Annotated in this window: 10 protein-coding genes; 6 read left to right on the forward strand and 4 right to left on the reverse strand. The window is 68.4% G+C overall.

Going from position 1 to position 15,182, the window contains the following annotated elements; all coding sequences use genetic code 11:
• Positions 1-692: 692 nt before the first annotated feature.
• Entirely contained in the window at positions 693-1,670 is a 978-nt protein-coding gene (locus AB0M93_RS00055) for a sensor histidine kinase (RefSeq protein WP_364266161.1), read from the reverse strand.
• Positions 1,667-2,560, reverse strand: a complete 894-nt coding sequence (locus AB0M93_RS00060; RefSeq protein ID WP_364266164.1) for an MEDS domain-containing protein — start codon at positions 2,558-2,560, stop codon at positions 1,667-1,669. Before AB0M93_RS00060 ends, AB0M93_RS00055 begins: the two co-directional genes overlap by 4 nt.
• Before the next feature lie 776 nt (positions 2,561-3,336).
• On the opposite strand from AB0M93_RS00060, the gene AB0M93_RS00065 reads away from it, so the two are divergent.
• Both AB0M93_RS00065 and AB0M93_RS00070 read left to right on the forward strand, forming a co-directional pair.
• On the forward strand, positions 3,337-3,912 hold the full coding sequence (locus AB0M93_RS00065; RefSeq protein ID WP_364266167.1) for a DUF4190 domain-containing protein: 576 nt from the start codon (positions 3,337-3,339) through the stop codon (positions 3,910-3,912).
• 165 nt (positions 3,913-4,077) lie between these two features.
• Complete coding sequence (locus AB0M93_RS00070; protein WP_364266169.1) at positions 4,078-5,151, forward strand: ATP-binding protein; 1,074 nt, start codon at positions 4,078-4,080, stop codon at positions 5,149-5,151.
• Positions 5,152-5,361: 210 nt separating this feature from the next.
• Here the strand turns inward: AB0M93_RS00070 and AB0M93_RS00075 are convergent, their stop codons facing one another.
• Positions 5,362-5,520, reverse strand: a complete 159-nt coding sequence (locus tag AB0M93_RS00075; protein ID WP_364266171.1) for a hypothetical protein — start codon at positions 5,518-5,520, stop codon at positions 5,362-5,364.
• Here AB0M93_RS00075 and AB0M93_RS00080 point away from each other — a divergent pair.
• From AB0M93_RS00080 to AB0M93_RS00095, 4 genes are read left to right on the forward strand one after another with little or no spacing between them, the layout of a single operon-like run.
• A complete protein-coding gene (locus AB0M93_RS00080; protein ID WP_364266174.1) occupies positions 5,515-7,245 on the forward strand; it encodes a hypothetical protein in 1,731 nt (576 codons plus the stop codon). The genes AB0M93_RS00075 and AB0M93_RS00080 overlap by 6 nt on opposite strands.
• Positions 7,242-7,982, forward strand: coding sequence for a hypothetical protein (locus AB0M93_RS00085; RefSeq protein WP_364266177.1), 741 nt, complete (start codon positions 7,242-7,244; stop codon positions 7,980-7,982). Before AB0M93_RS00080 ends, AB0M93_RS00085 begins: the two co-directional genes overlap by 4 nt.
• Positions 7,979-12,373 carry a hypothetical protein gene (locus AB0M93_RS00090; protein WP_364266180.1) on the forward strand — a complete coding sequence of 1,465 codons (4,395 nt, stop codon included), beginning with the start codon at positions 7,979-7,981 and terminating at the stop codon, positions 12,371-12,373. Before AB0M93_RS00085 ends, AB0M93_RS00090 begins: the two co-directional genes overlap by 4 nt.
• On the forward strand, positions 12,370-13,419 hold the full coding sequence (locus tag AB0M93_RS00095) for a hypothetical protein (RefSeq protein ID WP_364266183.1): 1,050 nt from the start codon (positions 12,370-12,372) through the stop codon (positions 13,417-13,419). Before AB0M93_RS00090 ends, AB0M93_RS00095 begins: the two co-directional genes overlap by 4 nt.
• Before the next feature lie 182 nt (positions 13,420-13,601).
• On the opposite strand, the gene AB0M93_RS00100 is transcribed toward AB0M93_RS00095, so the two are convergent.
• Entirely contained in the window at positions 13,602-14,921 is a 1,320-nt protein-coding gene (locus tag AB0M93_RS00100) for a recombinase family protein (protein WP_364268883.1), read from the reverse strand.
• Positions 14,922-15,182: the final 261 nt, after the last annotated feature.

The raw sequence follows: 15,182 nt of genomic DNA on the forward strand, positions 1-15,182 counted from the left end.
CTACACGATGCTGGACAATATCTCCCCGCACCCGGCCAGCCACGTCTAGTCCACCTTGGAGAACGCATCAACCTGCCCCTGTCCAGCACTGCGAGCAAGCCGCACGGACGTCTCGCGTGGCACGACCTCGGCACGTACTGCCCGCCGGGGCCGTACCTGGGCCACCCGCGCTACCTCGCCGCGTGGTGGCGCCTGCCGGACGATGACCGTGAGGTCCACCGCTCCGGCGTCGAACTCGCGTTCTGGACCACCGCCAGGTCCGCCGGAGCGCGTGGCGTGTCCCGCTGACTGCACGAGAGCGAGCCCGACATCCTCTCTGCGGCGGTCGGTGCCGTAATTCAAGCCAGCTCTTCCAGCTGATCGCGTGAACATTCTGGTGACGGCCTTGGGGACCCGCGATGGCATCTAGCCTGAACTTCTCAGGCCTCAGCCCTCCTGCGTCGGCCCTCAGAACTGCCTCGCAGGACCCCGACGGTCATGGGAGGGGTTCTGCGAGAGCAGGCCCGGGAGAACTGCTCGGGACTGATCTCCTGGCACGCCTCTCGCAATTCCCATGGTGAGAATGGCTTGAGATCGCATGGGCCGCAGATGGTCGTCCGGTCGGGGTTCCCGCCCAGTTCTCTAAGCCCCGGTTGTGCCGCGTTCACCCCACGCAGTCGTGGGATGTGACGTGGCGCGACCGGGGCCGGGTGTCAGGCCAGGGTCAGGTGCAGTCGCACGGTGGTCTCGTCGGGGCTGGTGTCGACCTCCATCAGGTCGCATAGCTGGCGTACCGCCCATAGGCCGTGGCCGCGTCCTTGCTCGGGGTCGGGCGGCAAGTAGCCCAGGTACCAGTCCACGCCGGGGGCGTGGCCGGGGTTGGTGACGTCGCACACAATGCGGTGTCCGGAGCGCCGCAGGGTCACCTGTCCCTGACCGCCGCCGTGCTGGAGGGCGTTGGTGGCGACCTCGTTGACGGCGAACACCAGCCGCCGCGCCCTGTCGCTGGGCATGCCCAGGGTGTCGGCGGCCTGGGCGACGAAGGCCCGCACCACCGTCAGGTCGTTTCCAAAGCGCATTACGGCCTCCTCGCCGTCGGCGGACACGGGAGCGAGCCGGCGCTGCCAGGGTCCGCGGCCGGTGTCGGGGGCGGCGTAGTGGTGGCTGGCCTCCGTGCAGGGGCCTGTCATCAGTTCGGGATGGGTGCGCCGCGCATCGGCCACCACGTCATCCGGCAGGACGCGGGTGTCGTAGGGGCAGACGATCCATGCCGGGCAGTCAGCGAAGGCGACGTTGATAACCGATTCGTAGCGGGTCCACTCGGCCGTTTCCAGTGGGTCGCGACCGTGCCACACAGGCTCGCCGATCACCCGCACCTGCCGGTGCCGGCCGCCTGTCGTGCGCTGGTCGACGTAGCGGTAGTAGGCCCCCAGCGTGCGTCCGGGCGTGTGGTACCAGTCGTCGGCGTCGACGAACTCGACCTGCCGGGCCGCATCTCCCAGTGACTGGCGCAGCAGGCCGATGTTGTGCTGGGTGGTCACCGCCAGGACGGCGTCGTCCGCTTCCAGGCCGTCCAGGCAGAAGGGTGCCATCGCGGTCAGGAACGCCTCGTCGCTGCCGTAGATCAGTCCCTGATGGGTCAGGTGCGGTGCGTTGTCGTGGTGCGGGTGCGGTGCTGTGACGTTACTCATGCGAGCTCCCCCCGCGCGGTGACGGTCAGGGACGGTATCTGGTCCCAGCCGACGACGTGGATGACCTCGCTCAGCATCGGCTCGAGGTCCACCAGATGGAGCCTGCGTTCCGCGGTCAGCCGCTCGGCGGTACGGACCAGCGCCCGTATACCGGCCAGGTCGATGAACTGGAGGGCGCTCATGTCGACCGTGATGTCGCCCGGCCAGCCCAGGGCCTCCTCCAGTGCGGAAGCCAGTGCCTCGGCGGCGTGGTAGTCGACGTCACCCGCCACACGCAGCGATCGCTGTCCGTTGCGCAGGGATGGCACCAGCCGCAGCGTCGAGCTCGTGTACAGCGGCTGCTGTTCCACGGCTCCTTGATGGCACTGGTCGTAGCCGTGCAGGGAGGCAGAGTCGAAGCGGCGGGCGTCGTACTGGCAAATCGCCGAGGCGGGCTGCCCGGCGAAAACCTCGTTCACCTTCGTCTCGTACTCGCCCAGCCGGTCGACGCCGGGAATGTCCCGCAGGGCCCAGGTCGTCTCACCGCTGACCCGGAAGCCGGTGAAGCCGGCCGCGAGGGAGTCGCAGACCTCCCTCTGCAGGCTGGCCACCATGGCATCGGGGTCGAAGGGCCCCTCGGCCAGGTAGCTGTCGTCGGCCGTGGTCACCGTGAGCTGGCCGCTGTCCAGCGCCGCTCCCGGATCCGTTCCGGCTTCGCGCAGCCAGGAAAGGATCTGCGTGGGCGTGTTCTGGTCGGCGACGTACATCACCCGCTCGCCGCGCTCAAGGCCCCCCGCCAGATAGGTCGTCACCACCCGCCGCTGCTCGGCGTCATCGGTGAACGCCAGACACAGGTGATCGCCATGGCCCACGTCGTCGACCGCGCGCTCGCGGGTGCTGTAGGCGATCAATTCGTTCCCACCGCAGCCTTCATCGTCTCCCTCTTCCTCCGGCCGTTGGCTCCACCTGCGACGGGGCTGGTCGGCTGGGCTGAAAGTTCCGCCATTCTATCGGTTGTCCCCTCTGCTGTCCGTAGCCGGTGGGAGCACGCGATCCGGCGGAGGCCGGGGGTCCGGAAGGGCTGTGTGACCCCGCTGCGTGAGCAGGGCCCAGCCGCGGGCGGCTTCGGCCAGGCTGCGTGACCAGCGATTCGCGCACGAGGCGCCGCCGACACAGGCCGAGCTCGTGCTGATTGCACGACCGCCCGCGGCGAGAGCTGGCGTGGGGCAAGTCGTGCTGCAGCCGCGCAGCCGACGAATTGGCAGTCTCGATTTGTGGCCGTGCGGGGTCGACCGCAGGGGTGTGGTCGGTACTGTCCGAGTCGACGCGTCCTACCGGCGCCGGGGTTCGGCACAGCACTCGTTGCGGCAGCGCTTGCGCGCGGAGCGAGCTATCGATGGTCGACGACCGCGATCGGGGAGTCGCTGGCAGCACGGGCTTTCTGCGCGGCCCAGGATTGGCCAGCCGAGACACGGCTGAGCGGTCCATTCTACTGCTCTCACATGAAACTTGTGAACGACGACGAGGCCTGACCCCCGGTCGGCTCCTCACTCACGAGTGAGATCGCGGCTAGGTACACCGTGGCTACGTACGACCACACCAGAACGGTTCACTTACCTGAAGGCGGCGAACATGCGCCTCTTACCGGCGGCCGCAATCACGGGAGGGCCGAGCTGTCCTGTTCAGAGTGCTCTGGCGAGTTCGGTCACCAGGTCGGTCAGGAGCCGGTCGAAGCGTTGCAATTCGACTGATCTTCGGCATCGTCGGGACGCTGCGCGCCAACCGCGGCCAGGCGAGCAACAAGGGGCTGGCCATCACCGCCGTCGTGCTGTCGGCGATCGGGCTGGTCATCTGCGTGCTCTGGACCGCGGCCTTCGGCAAGGCCGTCAACGACGCCGGGAACGGCCTGCCGACGGCGGCCGCGCCGGCTGCTGTCGCGGACGCCGGGTCCCAGCCGGCCGCGGCAGCCCCGACCGCGGACCCGGCGGCCAAGCACACCGTCGTCCTCGAGGTCACGACGGCGGCGAAGTCCAATCTGCAGTGGGGGAGCGGCTTCACCGAGAACTCCCAGGAGGTCCTGGAGAAAGGCAAGACCTGGAGTCAGACCCTGACGATGGACGATCTCGTGTTCACTTCCGTCAGCGCCACCCCGGTCGAGTTCAAGATGGGCAGCAAGGACAACACCTGCAAGATCACTGTCGACGGCAAGGTCGTCGTCGAACAGCACAACAGCGTCGGCGCCATCTGCACATACCAGCCCTGAACTCAAGTTGCACGCCGCTGTGTGGCCGACCAGCGCTCGGCACGGACTTCACCGAGTAGATGATGACCGTCATGCATCGCAGTGGGGGTGCTGACTCGACTCTTCCGCTGGTCGGATACAGCTTCATGCCGTGCAATCGGTCACCAGCATGGACTAAGGATGGGCATGGCCGGAGACCTCGAATTCGCCGAACCCGTACGCCGTTGGCTGCGTGTCCGCAGCGGAGAGGACCAGGACGACCCGCCGTTCGAGCTGGACGACGGTGGGTTCCTGCCGGATCCCACCGCTGATGAGCCGCTCCGGATGGGGACGGGCATGGTGCGCCCCGAGGACGCCGTGGTCGGACGAGGCGCCCTGGTCCTGCTCGGGGAACCTGGAGCCGGCAAGACGACCACCTTCGCCCGGTTGACCGACGCCGACCGGAGTGCCGGGGAGCCCGAACCGGGGTCTCCTGGCACGGTATGGATCACCGGCTCTGAACTCGGTGATAGCAGCTCTTTCAACGAGGTCTTGGGCGAACACCTCGCGGCGCTGCCGGTGGCCGGAGCCGCGGGACCGCTGACTGCGACGCTGACCATTGTCCTCGATCAACTCGATGAAGCGGCGAACTTGTTCCGGTTGCCGGCGCGATTGAAACGCGCACTCAATGACAAGGACACCCGTGCACTGCGGTTCCTCATCGCTTGCCGCACCGCGGACTATCCCGAAGGCCTGACTCGAGTGCTGGAGCAAGCACTCGGCGCGTGCGTCGTCGCTGATCTGGCGCCGCTCACTCGCGACGACGTCGCCACGCTTGCCGCCAGCACTGATGTGGACGCAACAGCGTTTGTGGACGCCGTCGTCGCGGCTGGCGTCGGAACGCTTTCCAACACGCCCTCGACTCTGAAGGTCTTACTCGCGGCGTTCCGGCAGGAGGCGGATGCTCTGAGCAGGACACCTCGAGAGCTGTTCGAAGCGGGGCTCCGGCTCCGGGACTGGCTCGAGGCGCACCGCTGGCCGGAGGACGAGGTGGACGACCTCGTGCTCGCCGTCAGTGAAGCGGTGAGCAACAGCATCGAACACGGCTACGGCGTCCCCGTGGACTCGGCGCTGCTGCCCCACCCCGGACAGATCGAAGTCACCGCCGCCGTGAAGCAATCCGCCGTCGGCCCCCGCCACACCGAGCTGACGATCCGGGACGCGGAAACCTGGCGGGAACCGGGCAGGGGCCGGTTCCACGCGGGTACGGGCTGGACCTGATGCGCGCGGCCGGGCTCTACTTTGTGGTCGAACGCTCCGCCGACGGGACGCAAATCCGGTTCACCAGCAGAGCAGTGGCCGACATCGCCGCAGGGCCACCGAGGTCGCCGGAATAGCCGCAACGGCCGTTCGCCGCCACCTGAACCGCGGTCAGCGTCGTTCGGCATACGGCAAGCTGAGGAGCGCACTCGGCAGGGCGGAAATACGAGCCTATTGGTCTTGTGAGCGATCGGCGGAATCTGTCGTGCTGGTTGGCGGGATATTGAGTGCGGCGAGGTCGTTGATCGTGGCGACGACGACGTTCCAGGAGATCCGGACCGTGCTGTCTTTTGGCGAGTATCCCTGGGTGAACTGCTTTTTCGGGTGCACGTGCCCGACGGTGTAACCCTCACCCCCAAGGCGCCCGACGATGTGCTGCTGCGCGTCCGGCCACCGAAAACGGTGCAGGAGCCACGGCCGCCCGCTGCCCTAAGGTGCCGGCGGCGTAACGGTGACGCGCTCGTAGCCGATCTTCCGGGCATCCACGCACCGAGGGGGTGGCACAAGATGAGTGCTCCGCGGACCGTGGGCCGCGCCGTGTTCGACGAGGCCTTTGGCGGGCGGGTGCGGGCACTCCTGCGAGCCCGGCCGGTCGCGGACGCGGCTGACAATGCGAGCCGGCAGTCCTGGGGCACCCACGACTACGACGTCGTCACCCTTGCGCTAGCCGCCATCGACACGGTGATCTCCCGGCAGGGTTTCGAGGAGGAAGTGACCTACGACGAGGCTGTCATCGGCCTGGCGAGGCTGGCGGCGAGCGCATGTCCCGAGCAGCCCTCCGAGGTACACGAAGCGGTCGCACGGTACGTCATCGATGCGCTGCTGAACCGCCGGGAACGCGAGGCCCCGTTCGCCTACCAGGTCTCGGACTTCTCGCTCGAACCTGACGGATCTGTGCAGCACCGGGCGATTGCTGTGGAGTTCCGGCTGTTGAGCGAGCACGAAGACCTGCAGCGGGGCGTGAACGTGCTCCGGGCGTCCGCGGACGCGATCAACGCGCTGGTCGGGGGTTTGGAATTTGACGTCGAGGACGAGCAGGCCGCGGTCGAGCTCATGCTCGATCGGCAGCTCAAGCGAGGCGCGTTCGGCCAGGCGGAGAAGGCCGCGGAGCGGTCGCGGCTGCTGTCGGTGCGCTACAGCGACGAACTGCGCGCGCTCCTGACCGACACCGTGCGCGACATCCGCACGGTCCTCGACCGCTGGGCCCGGGACGTCCCGGCACAGTTCGAGCGAAACCGGGTGCACCTCGAGGAGCGGCTCGGCGCGGAGGGCAGGCTGCTCGACCACGTACGGAGCGCCCTCGACACGGCGGAGGCGGATCCTGCGATCACCGCGGCGGCAGCCCGGATCGCGGGTCTGCTCGAAGAATGCCGTCGCCGGCACACCGAACTGCATGGCAGGCTGGTCGGCGCGCGGACGATCTTCCTCGACGAACAGCTTCGTCAGTCCTTCCGGCCGATCGGCGGGCTGCGGAACCCGGACATCGCCGACGGTGTGTTCCTGCCGCTGTTGACCATGGCCGCCGAAGACGCGGCGGAACCGGCCGAGGCGTTCGCCGTGTTCGCCGCGGGGCCACAGGTGCCCCGGATCGTGCGGTTCGCCGACCTGGTCGACGACCTGCTCGCGCCGCGCCGAGAGCCCCGGATCGACGAACCACCGCTCGACGACGAAGAACTTGGTGACCCGGACCCGCCCGCGGTCTCGCCCGAGATCCTGGCGGCCGCTACGGCTGTGGTCGACTCCGTCCCGTTGCCCGCCCGATTGTCGGTGTTGCTGCTCGCCGTCCGAGCCGCCGACCTGCCCGGCGAGCTCGATCGAGGTGCTGTCGAGCGGCTCGTCGTGCTCGCGGCACTCTGGACCTACGCCCCGGAGAGCGCGGAAGACTTCTCCACCGCAGTGGACACCGCCGCCCGCATTCTTGGCCCGGCTGCGGTGGTCGATGCCGACGGCAGCCTGATCGACGTACCCGGCTGGTCGGGAGACGACCTGATCGTGGCCGAAGACGAAGAAACACTCGCCCGCTGGGCCGCGACTTCCGTTCAGGAGGTGTCATGACGCTCGGCCAGCAGGACCTTTCAGACGTCGGCGTACTCATCGGTTGCGCGCTCCGCCCGAAGCAGCGGCCCGGCGCCGATTCCGACTACCGGACTCTGCTCGGCCGCTACCGCGAGGACGCGGAATTCCACAACGCGGTGACAAGTGTCCTCGACGGGCTGGACCTGCAAGTGCTGGCCGCCGGCGAGCTCGGCCTGGTGCTGGGCGCGCGCCGTGAGTCGGTGTTCGCGTACCGGCTCACGGATCTGCCCAACGTGAGCACAGTGGCCCACCGGCTGCTGGTCGGGCTGATCAGCGCGGCCATCGCGGCTTACGTGTTCCCGGCCCCGGCCGACTTCGACGACGATCGTGTCCGGTGGGTATCGGTCGACGAGATCGAACGGTTCGTCCGCGACGCGTGCGATCGGCTTAAGCGCGCACCGGAACCCCAGATGCTGGAAGATGTGTCGTTCGAAGAGGCATGGCGGACGTATGACCGCCTGTCTCCCGGCTATAAGGCTGATAGGGGGAAGGGACAGGGACGTCGCTCGGCCGCGTCCTCCACTTATTGGGTCGCGAACGTCCTGAACTGGATGGTCGACCAAGGCCTGGCGCGGCTGGCGCCGAACCGCGGCCCCGAGACTTTCCAACTCCTCGAACGCTTCCGCATCCAGGTCGGTGAGCTGGCGGGCAACGCGACCTACGAGCTGTTGGCCGCGAGGCGCCGAGGCGACCACACTCCGGTGGTGGGGACGTGACCTACCAGCTTTCGTCCTTCCGCCTCGCAAACGTCGGGGACCGTGCCGCCCGCTTCACGGATCTGACGCTGGACGTCTCGACGGCGGGCGAGCGAGCACCAGTCGACTCGATTCTCTGGCTGCGCAACGGCGGCGGGAAGTCGAGCCTGCTGTCGCTTTTCTTCGCGCTGTTGCTCCCGCTGCGCAAAGACTTCATGGGCAAGACGGTCAAGCGTCACCTCGAGGACTACGTGTCCTCCGGCGACACGAGCCATACAGTGGCGGAATGGGTGGCCCAGCCCGGCGGCGACGCCAGCCAACCGGCCCGGCTGGTCACCGGCGCCGTCTACGAATGGGACGAACGGCGAAAGCCCGCCGACCCGGATCGCGACCGCGAGAAGCTCAAGGGCTGGTACTACAGCTTCTTCGCCGTCCCGGGTGTACTGGACCTGCCCGGCATGCCGGTGCGCGACGAATCTGGCCGGACGCGGACAATGGCCGAGTTCGTGAACGTGCTCAAGGAGATCGCGGCGGCCAATCCCCAGCAGTTCAGGTTCGTGATCACACGCCAGCGTGGCGAGTGGACGGACGCGCTGACCGCGCGGAACCTCGACCCGGCGGTGTTCGCCTACCAGAAGCAGATGAACCATTCCGAGGGCGGCGTCGCCGGGCTGTTCGAATTCGCGACCACGGACAAGTTCATCGACTTCCTGATCGATCTGACGGTCGACAGCACGCAGCCCGACCTCGTCGCGAACAACCTGCGGAAGGTCGTCGACGTGCTCGCGCGCAAGCCCGGCCTGCTCGTCGACCGGGAATTCTGCGGGGAGCTGGAAGGCAAGCTGGAGCGGCTCGCCGAACGGCACATGCTGGCGAAGGCGGCGGGTGAGGCGGCTGCGGGAGCCCGCTCGTCCGCTGCCCGGCTTGCCGGAGCGTTCCGTACCGCGGCTTCGGCGCGGGAGGGCGACCGGAAGTGGCTGGCAGAAGAAGCGGACCGACTGGGGAACAGCGCTCGTACGCTGGATCGGGAGCGCAGCCGGGTCAACGACATCGCGAGCGAGCTGTACCGGGTCGCGGCGAACCACCGGAAGAAGACCGCGAAGGCCGGGTGGGAAAGGGCGACCGCCACCGCGGACGAAGCCAACGACGAGGACCTGGCCTGGCAGGCGGTGGGGCACCTCGCCGATCGGGTCGAAGCTCACCTTCACGCGGAGGACGTGCGGCAGCAGATCGCCCAGGAGGACCGGGAGACCGCTCCGCTGCGGGAAGCCCGAGACAACGCCGCCGCGACGCTCAAGGCACGCTACGCGCAGCTCTCCGAGGAAGAGCGCGAAGCCGAAACGATTGCGGATACGGCAGCCGGCGAGGCGCAAGCGGACGCGAAGACGGAAGGTGCTCGAGAGCAGCAGAACCGGAAACTGGCAGTCGAGGCCGGTGTGCGTGCCGAAACCGCTCGAGGCCGGCTGATCGAAATCCGCGAAGAGGTGGCCGCCGCCGTGGTGCTGGGCGATCTCGCGGACGATCAGGCCGATCCCTCGATCATCTTGGCCGGAACGAAGCAGAACCGCCGCGAGAAGGAGGATCTGCAAGGCCAGGTGCGGAAGCGCCGTGAGGCCCGGCCCGCGGTTCGCGGCGAGCTGGAAGCGCGGAGCCGGAAGCTGGCGACCGATCGCACGGCCGCGACGGCCGAACGCGATCGCCTTGATGGCGACAGGCGCAAGCTCGTGGCCAGGGCCGACGCACTCGCCACGGACGTCCGGCTGGCCGAGCTGACCCAGCTGGCCGCCGGGACCCGGCTCGACCTCTGGGTCGAGGCCGCGGACCTGCGCGCGGCGCTGACCCGGGAGGCGTCGGCCGCCGAGTCGGCCGTCGTGGCCACCCGGGTGGACGCCGCCGAGGACAACCGCGCGTTGGACGGGCTCCAGACCGACGACTTCCTGCCCACCACGCGCGACGCCGAACGGGCCGCGGAGGTGCTCGTGGCGGCCGAGGTACCGGCGACACCGGGCTGGCAGACCCTCCGTGACCTGGTCACCGAAGCCGAGCGCGCATCGGTGCTGGAGAATCCTGGCGTCGCGGAACTCGCCGCTGGTGTGGTCGTCGCCGACGGCGACGCGGAGAACGCCCGCCGTGCTCTTGCCTCCAAGCCGTGGTACACCGTCGCGCACGTCGCGGTATCCACAGCTACGCAGTTCGAACGGGCGGTGGCCGCGGCGCCGCCGGCATACCTGGTGTTCCCCAGCGAACCCGCGCTCTATGACCGCGATGCGGCGGAACACGCGCGAGCGGACCGTGAAGAGCGTAGGCGTGACCAGGACCGGCGGATCTCGGAGCTGCAGGAACAGGCGAAGGCGGACAGGGCGCTGCTGGCGACGCTGGAGTCGCTGCTCGAAGACTGCCCGGCGGGGCACCTCGATGCGCTGGAGAAGGCCGTCGAAGAGTGTGACGAGGCTATCTCGGGCCTGACCGACGACGATCAGGTGGTCCGGGCGCAGATCGATGAGCTGGACGAGCAGGAAGCCGAGGACGCGGTAACCGAAGCCGGCTTGAGCGACGAGCTGAACCGGCTGGCGCAGCGGATCGAGCGGCTGAACGCGCTGGCGAAGCGGACCGCCGAACGGCCGGGGATCCAGCTGGCGATCGCGCAGCTCGACAAGGAGGTCGAAGTCTGCACCGGCATCGCCGACGAGGCCGCAAGCCGGGTGTCGGAATTGCAGGAGACGGAGCGAGCCGCTCGTTCGCTGGCCTCGCAGCACCAGGCGAACTGGAAGCGGTACGAACGGGATTCCACCCAGGTCACCCTGCTCGACGGTGATCGGGAGGCCGTCGTGACCGGCGACGGCGATCCGTTGTCGTGGCTGAGCAGCCGGTTCGCCGAGCTAGACTCGCAATGGCAGACCGTGGCTTCCCAATCCGTGCTGGCCGAGCGTCTCACCGCACACCTCGAGCGAGGCAAACGGGCGGACCGGGCGCTGGCCGAGTACCCGGAATCCGCGCGCGAGCTCGCGCAGCAGCTGCTCGCGACCGGCGACGGTCAGGACGTGGACCGGCGAGCAGCAGCGCGGAAACGCTCCCGCGAAGTGGCCAACGAGGCACAACAGAAGCTGAGCGAGGCGAAGACCGAACTCAACCAGGCATCGGAAGAGGTCAAGCAGCGCACTCCGCGTGATCGGCTGCGGCACGCCCCGCTCGACGACGAGCCCGCGACCGAGGCGGAGGCCCGGGAACGAGCGGCGGCGGAAGCCGAGCGAGCGACCGAAATGAGCAGCGAGGTGACCCGGCTCAACCGCGAGGCCGAGGACGCGGGCAAACTCGCGTCCGAAGCCGACACGGCGGCCCAGGTGTTCGCTCAGCAAGCCAAAAGGCTCGCTGGCGCCGCCACTCCGGTCGAGGTGCCCGGAGACGTCCCGGCCTATGCCGGGGACGAGCCGGAAGCCGAACTCGAGTCGCTGCTCAGTCGGCTCCAGTCGGCGAACAAGGAGGCCGAGGAGACCGCCGACCGTGCCACCAGGTCGATCGCCGAGGTCCGCAGGATCGCCGCTGAGGCCCGGTTCGCCGAGGTACCCGGCGCGATCCGCGACCGTCTCACGGGGGACGACGCGGACGTGCTTGCGGACCGCGCCGAAGCCCGCGCGCAAGAAATGCGGGTGCGGTACCGGACGATCGACGGCCAGCTCGCCGAAATCGGGCGTGATCAGCGGCTCGTGGTCGGGGAGATCGCGGGCCTGGTGAAGGACGTGCTCGCGACCCTCGAGTCCGCGCATCGGCACTCGAAACTACCCGGCACGCTGGGGCGGTGGGCCAACGAGCACTTCCTGCGGATCAGCTTCCTGCGTCCGACCGGTGACGAAGACCTGCATGCCCGGATCGACGCGGTTGTCGACCGGATCGTCGCGGACAAGAAGACGAAACCGGAGGGGCTCGCGGTCCTCAAGAAGTGCGTGCACGAAGCGGTCGCGCCGCGCGGGTTCACAGTCAAGGTGCTCAAGCCCAACAGCGATCTCGCGGTCGAACCGGTCGACGTCACCCACCTCGGCAAGTTCTCCGGTGGTGAGAAGCTGACCGTGTGCGTGGCGCTCTACTGCACGCTCGCACGGCTGCGGGCAGTCAACCGCGGACGCGGACGGGCGGCCATCGGCGGGACTCTCGTGCTCGACAACCCGCTCGGCACGGCCAGCCACGTTGCCCTGCTGCGCCTGCAGCGGGACGTCGCGGCGGCGCACGGTGTCCAGCTCGTGTACACGACCGGCGTGGAGGATCTCGGTGCGGTGGGCCAGTTCCCCAACGTGCTGCGCATGCGCAACGCGCCCGGCTCGCTTCGCAACCGGCGCTACGTGGTGTTAGACCAGCAAGCCACCGCGGATGACGACGGTATCACCAGCGCCCGAGTCCTGCGCGAGGACGACTCGTGAACGCGTTGGCCGAGCGGCTCGCCGAGCACGTCGCGGCGTCACCGGTGCAGCGAGTGGAGTTGGTTGACCTCTACGCGGCCGCGGTCGCCTTCGACCGAAGTCTGGCCACGACGCCGAGCGCCCGAAGCGAAATCCGCGAGGCACTGGACGAGCTGGTGGCGGCCGGTCAGGTGGCGTTCCCCGTGTCGCGTCAGCATTTCGACACGCGGGAGGAGCCTCCGCTGCCGAAATGGGTACGTCTCCCGCCCCGCCGGCGCCCTGGTCGTGCGCCGCGGGACGTTCGAGTTTGGCCGGCGGCGCTCGAGGCCGCGGGACGCATCGCCGCCCGCGACGACGAGATCGGGGTACTCGAGATCGCCGCAGTTTTCCTGCGCGACAAAGGTGCGTCGCGCCCGAGCGTGCCGGTTCGCGAACGTTCGCTGGAGCTATTCGGTGACGAGAAGCGGCTGGACCGCCTGAAGTCGACGCGCTTGTTCACCTCGGGCGCGTTGACGCTGGACCTCTTGCGCTGCCACGAGGTCCCTATTCCCTTCGTCTCGCAGTGGGTGGCGGGTGCTCCGGACCCGCGCGGTACCGCGCTGCTGATCGCGGAGAACCATCACACCTACACGTCGCTGCTCGAAGCCACGCGGCTCAGCGCTGCCGCCGGCGGCCCGGCTCGGTACGTCGGTTACGGGACGGGTAGCCAGTTTCCGTCGGCGGTCTTGTCCGTCCCGCTCCTGTCTCCGCCGCCGGATCGGATCGTGTATTTCGGCGACGTCGATCTCAACGGTTTGCAGATCCCGGCCACCGCGAGTCTTAACTCCCAGCGTGCGGGGCTTCCGGTGGTTGAGCCCGCGTACTCGCTCTACGACCTCCTGTTCGCGACGTCCTACCGACGTCCTGCTGAGCCGGTGGCCGAGCACGTCGCCGCGCAGGTAGCGGGCTGGATGGGACCCTTGGCCGGGCAAGCCCAGGACGTGCTGACGGCCGGTACGCGGATCCCGCAGGAGGCCGTGGGGTACGAGCTGCTGATGGCTCGTCTTCCCGCGCTGGATGCCGCCTGAGCGAAATTGGGCCTTGGCCAGGACCGCTGTCGTGAGCGATCGAGACCGGTGACTCTGCGCTACACTGAGCGCATGATCTCCCCGAACACGGGAGATATCCCACGTATGGGGGTTCAAGTCCTCGGACACAGTATTACCCCACGGATCGCGAAACGCGATCTTGAAACTGGGGCAATCGTAGCTCAGCTCGAATCGATCTCCTGCAGTCGCCATCCGGCATTGTCGCAGACGATGACCTGTCCCGAATCACGCAGTGCTGTCGCGACGCGGCTGCTTCGTGTCCGAGCAGACTCCAGCGTGGCGTGACCGTCACCGTCTTGATCTCCGAGCCGGACGTTGATCTGGTCGACGAGATGATCCTCGCGGATGTAGAGCGTCTTCGGTCGAGGCTGGCTCGCGCGTTGAGTGCTGGTGTGGCCATGGCGGCACCGGTAGGTCGGACGTCCGTGATTCCAGTGCGAGTCCAGCCGACGGTCGCAAACGCCGCAGTGGATGAGCCCGGCGAGGGCGAACCGGCGAGTCTGACCGTCGCCAGCGGGGCGCGCCGCCCGGACATGCTGCGCGGCGACGAAGTCCTGCTCCGTGACGAGTGCCGGATGCGCCGCCTTCGCCGACAGCGCGGGCGTTGAGGCTGGGCCGCTGGTGTCGGTGGCGCGGCGGTTCCAGGCTTGTCGTCCGGTGTAGCGCGGGTTCGCCAGGATGACGGCGACGGTGCGGAGTGTCCATGCGCCTCCGGTTCGGTGTCGGTTGCGGTCCGGGTCGGCACTGGAGGGGCAGGGGACTCGGCGTTCGTTGAGGTGCCGGGCGATGCTCGCGATGCTGTGTCCGGCCAGGCGCTGGCGGAACATCCAAGCGACATGCGGCGCCGTGCGGGGGTCAGGAGCGAGGCGCTGCAGCCGTCGACCCCACCGGGCGTCGGCGAGGTTCGGGTGCGGGCCGCCGTCGACGAGCTGGTAGCCGTACGGTGGTCGTCCACCGAGGTAGCGGCCTTGCTGAGTCGCCTGGTTGTGCATCGCGGCCAGCACCCGGTGGCGGGCGCGCAGGACCTCGCGCTGCGACTGGGTCGCCAGGAGGGATAGCAGTGCCCGGTGATCGCGGTTGGCGAGATCGACTGGACCTCCGGTTTCGGGCAGCCACAGCTGGATGCCGTGCCGGGTGCACCAGGTGTAGAGGGTGAGGAACTGGGTGCCGGTAAAGGCGCGTTCGTACTCGCCAACCACGATCGCATCGACCGCAAGTTCGGGGCTGGAGAGCGCGGTCATCAGCTCGGCGGCCTGTGGTCGCTGCCGCCACGGGACGCGGCGTGAAGTGCCGGCGTCGAAGTAGGCGCAGACGACCTGGCCGTGGCCATTGATGAGGTTGTCGGCCATGTCTCGCTGCCATCCCTGCGAGGACACGCGATCTTGGTTACGGACGGTCGAAGTCCGGCCGTAGAACACAAATCGCAGGCCGTTGACCTGGGCGTCTGTGGATGCTGTTCCGGTTTGGTTCTTTCTGCTCACCCACTGTGCGAGCAAGTCCACGGGGTCTTTCGGTGGCGAGGGCTGAGTCTGGTGTGGTTGATGTGCATGCACGTTGGACCGATGCCGAGGCTGGGTGCCCATGACGGCATGGTGGGGATCGTTCGCCCGATCGGCTCAGCGGATCGGGCGCCCGTTGGTTGTATAACGACCTATGCATCGACGGTGGTGTGATCGGCGTCTCGGGAAGGCATCGGCGTCTGGAAGCCAAGTGATCTAGGCGAAGTCGACAACGACGAAACA

It is taken from the genome of Amycolatopsis sp. NPDC051102 (assembly GCF_040682815.1).
GTDB lineage: Bacteria > Actinomycetota > Actinomycetes > Mycobacteriales > Pseudonocardiaceae > Amycolatopsis.

What these genes read in the sequence shown, in the direction of transcription:
- AB0M93_RS00085 (WP_364266177.1), top strand. Translation starts at nt 7,242, where the DNA reads ATGACGCTCGGCCAGCAGGACCTTTCAGACGTCGGCGTACTCATCGGT.
- AB0M93_RS00070 (WP_364266169.1), top strand. Translation starts at nt 4,078, where the DNA reads ATGGCCGGAGACCTCGAATTCGCCGAACCCGTACGCCGTTGGCTGCGT.
- AB0M93_RS00055 (WP_364266161.1), bottom strand. Translation starts at nt 1,670, where the DNA reads ATGAGTAACGTCACAGCACCGCACCCGCACCACGACAACGCACCGCAC.